At 66.6% G+C, this 6382-nt stretch carries 7 protein-coding genes; 3 read left to right on the forward strand and 4 right to left on the reverse strand.

The features are described from left to right. From QE494_RS13430 to QE494_RS13440, 3 genes are all read right to left on the reverse strand, one after another. The coding region (locus tag QE494_RS13430) for an MmgE/PrpD family protein (protein WP_300044020.1) at positions 1 to 487 on the reverse strand (487 nt) is incomplete at its 3' end. After that, on the reverse strand, positions 487 to 1287 hold the full coding sequence (locus QE494_RS13435; RefSeq protein WP_300044022.1) for an SDR family NAD(P)-dependent oxidoreductase: 801 nt from the start codon (positions 1285 to 1287) through the stop codon (positions 487 to 489). The genes QE494_RS13430 and QE494_RS13435, both read right to left, overlap by 1 nt. A gap of 130 nt (positions 1288 to 1417) precedes the next feature. Beyond that, the gene (locus QE494_RS13440) at positions 1418 to 2485 is read right to left on the reverse strand and encodes a LacI family DNA-binding transcriptional regulator (protein WP_300044024.1); all 1068 of its coding nucleotides are present in this window, start codon (positions 2483 to 2485) and stop codon (positions 1418 to 1420) included. Positions 2486 to 2703: 218 nt separating this feature from the next. Between QE494_RS13440 and QE494_RS13445 the strand changes: the two genes are divergently transcribed. The 3 genes from QE494_RS13445 to QE494_RS13455 are packed head-to-tail and all read left to right on the forward strand — an operon-like array spanning position 2704 to position 5284. Next, positions 2704 to 3507 carry an N-acyl homoserine lactonase family protein gene (locus tag QE494_RS13445; RefSeq protein ID WP_300044026.1) on the forward strand — a complete coding sequence of 268 codons (804 nt, stop codon included), beginning with the start codon at positions 2704 to 2706 and terminating at the stop codon, positions 3505 to 3507. Positions 3508 to 3536: 29 nt separating this feature from the next. Further along, positions 3537 to 4523, forward strand: coding sequence for a tripartite tricarboxylate transporter substrate binding protein (locus tag QE494_RS13450; protein WP_300044028.1), 987 nt, complete (start codon positions 3537 to 3539; stop codon positions 4521 to 4523). Further along, the gene (locus QE494_RS13455) at positions 4520 to 5284 is read left to right on the forward strand and encodes an SDR family NAD(P)-dependent oxidoreductase (RefSeq protein WP_300044030.1); all 765 of its coding nucleotides are present in this window, start codon (positions 4520 to 4522) and stop codon (positions 5282 to 5284) included. The genes QE494_RS13450 and QE494_RS13455 overlap by 4 nt, the downstream gene beginning before the upstream one ends. 104 nt (positions 5285 to 5388) lie before the next feature. Here QE494_RS13455 and QE494_RS13460 read toward each other — a convergent pair. Next, on the reverse strand, positions 5389 to 6382 hold a 994-nt coding region (locus QE494_RS13460; RefSeq protein WP_300044032.1), incomplete at its 5' end, for a tripartite tricarboxylate transporter substrate binding protein.

Consider the following 6382-nt stretch of genomic DNA (forward strand, 5'->3'; position numbering starts at 1 on the left):
ACACACCGCAGGTGGAGGTGATGTGCCAACCGCGCTCGTAGTGCCAGGGCGACACCCCGTTGGCCAGCCGGCACTCGACCTCGACACCGACGACAAAGGCCGCCAGCAGATCGCGTCCGCTGACAGGCCGCGCCTGGGCCAGCGCCAGCAGGGCGGGCGCGACCGGTGCCGTCGGATGGACGATGGTCGGCATGTGCGTGTCGTCGAAATCGAAGACGTTGCCGCTCATCGCATTGAGCGAGGCCGCGTGCCGCATGTCCGTCGCCTCGGCGCGGCCGATCACGGTGCACTGGCTCGCGGCGCGAAACTCGCTGAACACCCTCGCCGCCGCCGCGACGGCAGGGTCGTTGCAGCCCGCCAGGGCTGTGGCGAAGAAATTGAGGAGAGAGCGCTTGGCCTCGTGCTGCACCTGCGCAGGAATGTCCTGCCAGCGCAGGTCCACTGCGAAGCGCGCCAGCGCGGCGCTGGCACCCAGGGGTGCTTGCATCAGCTTGCCAGCCAGCCGCCCTCGACGGGCAGCATGGTGCCAGTGATGTCCCTTCCGGCCGGGCCGCACAGGAAAACCAGCAGGTCAGCGACATGGCTGGACTCAACGAATCGGCCGGTAGGCTGTTTGCCGGCCAGGAACATGCGGGTGGCCGCATCGCGGTCCAGGTTCTGGTCGTGCATCAGCGCCTGAACGCGCTGGTCGATGTTGGGCGTGAGCACCGAGCCAGGGCAAATCGCGTTGCAGGTGATGCCCTGGTTGAGGGTCTCCAGGGCGACCACCCGGGTCATGCCGATGAGGGCCGTCTTGGTGGTGACGTAGTCGATTCGGTTGGCAACTCCGCGATCGCCATAGACCGAGGTCATATTGAAAATTCGGCCCCAGCCGCGCTCGCGCATTCCGGGAAGCGAAAGCCGGATCGCATGGAAAGCGGCGCTGACGTTCACCGCCAGGGCCTGGTCCCAGGCCTCGGCCGGGAAGGACTCAATGGGCGAGAAGTGACGCGTCACTGCGTTGTTGACAAGAACGTCGACGCCGCCAAAGCGGCTGGCGATTTCGGTCAGCATCGATTCGATCGCCCGGACGTCGGTCAGGTCGGCGCGCACATAGCTCACTTCAACCCCGTAGCGCTGCGCCAACTCCGCGCAGACCGGCTGCGCGGAGCGCTCCTCGTCCAAGCCATGCAAAACGATGCGGCATCCCGCAGCCGCCAGGCCCGAGGCCATGGCATGTCCGATGCCAGCCAGTGAGCCAGTGACCAGCGCAGTCTTGCCGTGGAGGGCTTTTGTGGAGGAATCCATGAAGGGGCGGCGCGCGTCGAAATCAAATCTGATAGCGGTAACATTATCAGCCGAAATAGCGGGGCTGCGCAAGGCAAAGCCCGCGCAATGGCCACTCAATGGCCACCCAACGGCCGCCCGGCGATGCCCCTCAGGTGCTTTCGCGTTGAATGACCTCGAAGCCGAGGTCAACCCGCGGGGCTTCGCTGCCACCGCGCAAGCGCGCCAGCAAGGCCTCGGCACTGCGCCGGCCGATTTCCAGGCGTGGCAGGCGCAGGCAGGTGAGCTTGGGCACGGTGTGCTGATGGATGTCTAGGTCATCGAAGCCGGCCAGGGCAATGCGGCCTGGCACCTTCCATCCCCGCCGCTGCGCCTCGAACAGCGCGCCTACCGCCAGCACATCGCCCGCAAAGAAGATGGCGTCGACATCGGGCGCGCGGGTGATCATGTCCACCATGGCGTGCGCACCGGAGGTGAGCCCTGGTGCCACCTCCATCACCAGGGCAGGGTCGGGCCGCAGGCCCAGCGCCTTGAGGCCGGCCTGATAGCCACGCAGGCGCTCACGCGCCCGGCGGTTCAAGCGGGTGTCAAGGCTCACGAAGCCGATCCGCTTATAGCCGCGCGCGCCCAGATGCAGGGTCATGGCCTTGGCCGCCTCGGCGTTCGAGTAGCTCACGACCATATCGAGCGGTTGCCGCGGCAAGTCGCCGGTCTCGATGACCGGGACGCCTGAGCGCTCGATCATCTGCAGCGCCTTGGGCGTGTGGTCGGTGTTGTGAAGAATGAGACCCGCCACACGCTGGGCCAAGAACGCACCGATCAGCGCCTCTTCCTCCTGCGGCGAGGAGCCGCTGTCGGCCAGCAGCAGGTGCAGGCCCGCCTTGCGCAGCACGTCAGCCGTGCCCTTGAGGGTGTCGGCGTAGAGCGAGTTTTGAATGCTCGGGACGATCTGACCGACCACGTTGGAGCGGTTGGAGGCCAAGTTGGCCGCGATGCTGTTGGGGACATAGCCGATCTGGTGGACCGCGTCCATGACCGCCTTGCGGGTTTCTTCCGAGAGCTTGTGCGGCTCGCGCAGCGCACGCGAGACGGTCATCAGTGAAACGCCGGCGGCCTGGGCCACATCGCGCATGCGCGCGCCCTGCCCGCTGCTGCGCACCCGGGCCCCGACCTGAGCGCCCGCCTGGGCCGCCTGGCGGGCCCGCTGATTGCTTGCCATGGCACGGATGATATGCGATGCCCACTGTTTTTCGCCGCAAAAAACCCGCTTGCGAAGGGGTGGATCGGCCCCATCGACAAGCAAAAATGATAGCGGTATCATGGCCGAGCTCCTTTCTTCGTTGAACGGAGCCGCCCGACCGGCCGAGCGCCCGGCTTCACCGCCCTGGCACCGCCGGCTCAGACGCCGAGGAACCGGATCGCCGAGGACAGCCAGACGTGAGCCACCCCATCGAGACCTACCGCGTGTACGCCATCAAGTACGCGCACCACGCACGCCGCTCATCTGCCAACTTCATCGGCGGCGACCCCCACGACGTGCCCATGCCGCTGGACTACTTCGTCTGGGCGATCGTGGGCAAGGAGCGCACCTGGCTGGTCGACACAGGCTTTGACCAGGCCGCAGGCGACAAGCGCGGCGGTCGCAAGATCATCCGGCCGATCCAGGAGGGCCTGGTGGCGCTGGGTATTCGGCCGGAGTCGGTGCAGGAGGTGATCATCACGCACATGCACTACGACCACGCGGGCAACCGCGAGTTGTTCCCCAACGCCAGGTACCACGTGCAAGACAAGGAGATGGCCTTTTGCACCGGGCGCTGCATGTGCCACCAGCCACTGGCGGTGCACTTCGAGCCCGACGACGTGGCCAGCATGGTCCACAAGGTCTTCGCCGGCCGGGTGGACTTTCATGACGGCGACGATCAGATCGCGCCGGGCATCAGCGTGCACCACATGGGCGGCCACACTGCTGGCATGCAAGTGGTGCGAGTGCACACCGAAAAAGGCTGGATGGTGCTGGCCTCGGACGCCTCGCACTTCTACGCCAACATTCAGGAAAAGCGCCCCTTCCCGGCGGTCTACAACGTGGCCGACATGATGGAAGGCTACCGCCGCATCTACAGCCTGGCGGATCGCCCCGAGATGGTCATCCCGGGCCATGACCCGCAGGTGCTTGAACGCTTTCCCGCTGTCAGCCGCGACCTCGAGGGCTGGATCGTCCGGCTCGACGCCGGCCCGCGCTGATCTTTCACCACCAGAACCAGGAGACACACATGACCACCAGACGCCGAATCCTTTCCCTTGCCGCTGGCAGCGCCGCTGTTGCAGCCGCCTGGCCGCTGGCCGGGCAGGCCCAGTCCGGCTTTCCGAACAAGCCGGTGCGCATGATCGTGCCCTACCCGCCGGGCGGCAGCGTGGACCCGGTGGCACGGATGGTGTCCGAGAAGCTCTCGGCGCTCTGGGGCCAGCAGGTGATCGTCGACAACCGTCCAGGGGCCAGCACCATCATCGGCACCGATGCGGTAGCCAAGGCACCGGCTGACGGCTACACCCTGCTGTTCACGGCCAGCACCCATGTGAGCAACCCGCTCCTGTTCAACAACCTCCCCTACGACAGCGTCAAAGATTTTGCGCCGGTCAGCCCCTTCTACCTGGCGGAGTTCGTGCTCGTCGCCCACCCCTCGGTCAAGGGCAACACCCTGCAGGAGCTCATCGCCGAGGTCCGGGCCAACCCGAACAAGCTCAGCTATGGCTCTGCCGGCAACGGCAACGCCAACCACATGGGGATGGAGCTGTTCTCGATGATGACGAACACCAAAATGCTGCATGTCCCCTACAAGGGCGGCGGCCCGCTCCTGACCGACCTGCTCGCAGGGCAGATACAGCTTTTCCTGGCGGTACCGGTGGCCGTGATTCCGCACCTGCAGTCGGGCAAGCTCAAGGCCTTTGGCACCACCGCCGAGCGACGCCTTACCCTCATGCCCAATGTGCCGACCTTCACCGAGGCCGGCCTGCCTGGCTTTGGCATGAAATCCTGGCTCGGCTTCCTCGCGCCGGCGGGTACGCCTGCGGCCATCGTGAACAAGGTCAATGCCGATCTGGGAGCGGTGCTGGCCATGCCCGATGTGCGCGACAAGCTGCTGGGGCAGGGACAAGTGCCCTACCACCTGTCGCCGGCTCGTTTCGCCGAGGTGATGAAGACCGACACCACCGAATTCGCCCGCGTGATCAAGACCGCCAACATCAAGATCGAGCAATGAGCTTTGCCGGCTGGGGCGTGGTGATCACCGGCGCGGGCCGGGGCATGGGCGCGGAGGCGGCGCGCCGCTTTGCGAAAGAAGGCGCGCGGGTGGTCGTGTCTGACCTCGATGCCCAGGCCGCCGCCGGGGTGGCCAACTCGATCGGAGCGGCGGCCTGCGCCGTCCGCTGCGACGTTGCCTCGCCGGCCGACTGCACCGCCCTGGTGGAGCAAGCCGAGCGGTTTTTTGGCGCGCCGGTGGATGTCTTCATGGCCAACGCGGGGCTGAGTTTCGCTGGCGACTTTTTGCAGGCCGACCCAGAGCAACTGCGCCGGGTGGTGGACGTGAACGTGAGCGGCAGCATCTTCTCCGCCCAGGCCGGGCTTCGCAGCCTGGTGCGAAGCCCGAGGGCCAGCCTGATCTTCACCAGCTCGATCAGCGGCGTGACCGGCCGTGGACAGCGCAGCGTCTACAACGCCTCCAAGCACGCCCTCGGCGGCCTGGTGAAAGCACTGGCGCTGGAGTTTGGGCCACGCGGTGTCCGGGTCAACGCGATCGCGCCCGGCCCCACCAACACCGAGTTCCTGCGCGACCACCTGGCCAAGGTCGAGGGCGACGTCGACGCGGCGGTCAACCGCCTGGTGCAGGGCCTGCCCCTGGGCCGGCTGATCGAGCCGGAAGATTTTGCCGACGCGGCGGTGTACCTGGCCTCGCCGCTGGCGCGTTCAGTCACGGGCCACACCCTGCTACTCGACTGCGGATCGACGGCCGGGCGGATGTAATCCCCCCGCTGGCCTGGCCAGGCCGCGAAAGCGGGGGCGCCCACCCCCATCGAAAAAGCCGGCGCATGCGCCGGCTTTTGTTTGCCCGAGACCAGAGAGAAGGCTCAGTCGAGCTTCACGTTGGCCGTCTTGATGATGCGGCCGAACTTTTCCATGTCCTGGCGCATCACGGCCTCATATCGCTCGGTGGGCACCATCAGGCGCTCCATGCCGGCGGCGTCGAGCCGCTCCTTCATCTCGGGCAAGGCGGTAATGCGGTTGATCTCGGTGGCCAGTTTGGCCACGACATCCTTGGGCGTTCCCGCCGGCGCCAGCACACCGTACCAGATGCGCACTTCGTAGCCTGCCACGCCTGAGTCGGCGATGGTGGGCACGTTGGGAAGCAGGGACATGCGCTGGGAACTGGTGACCGCAATCGCCTTGAGCCTGCCAGAGCGAATATGGGGAAGCACGATGATCGGGCTGCCGAAGGAGAACTGCACCTGACCGCCGACCAGGTCGACGATGGCCGGCGCGCCACCCTTGTAGGGCACGTGGGTGAACTTCACATTGGCCATCATGCTCAAAAGCTCGCCGGCCAGATGGTTGGGGTTGCCGCTGCCGGCCGAAGAGAAGTTGAGCGCGCCAGGCTTGGCCTTGGCCAGAGCCAGAAACTCTTGCAGGTTGTTGGCCGGCACCGAGGGGTGCACGCACAGGATCATGTCGGAGGCGCTGACAGTGGCCACCGGGGCAAAGTCCTTGATCGGGTCGAAGGGCGCAGTGAGCAGCTGGGGCTGGGTCACGTGGGAGCTGGCGGTCAGCAGCAGGGTGTAGCCGTCGGCTGGCGCCTTGGCCACGAAGTCGGTGCCGATGACGGTGTTGCCACCTGCGCGGTTGTCGACGATCACTTGCTGGCCGAAGGCCTGCGTCATTCGCTCGCCAAGCACGCGCGCCAACGGGTCCACGCTGCCGCCCGCGGGAAAGGGAACCACCAGACGGATCGGCTTGCTCGGAAAGCCGGCCTGGGCCAGGGCGGCGGTCGGGGCGGCCAGGGCCGAAGCGGCAAGGGCCAGGGCGGTCCGGCGGGTGATGGTGCGCATGTCTGTCTCCTGTGGGGGC

This window comes from Ramlibacter sp. (assembly GCF_029866045.1).
In the GTDB taxonomy this organism is placed as follows: domain Bacteria; phylum Pseudomonadota; class Gammaproteobacteria; order Burkholderiales; family Burkholderiaceae_C; genus Ramlibacter.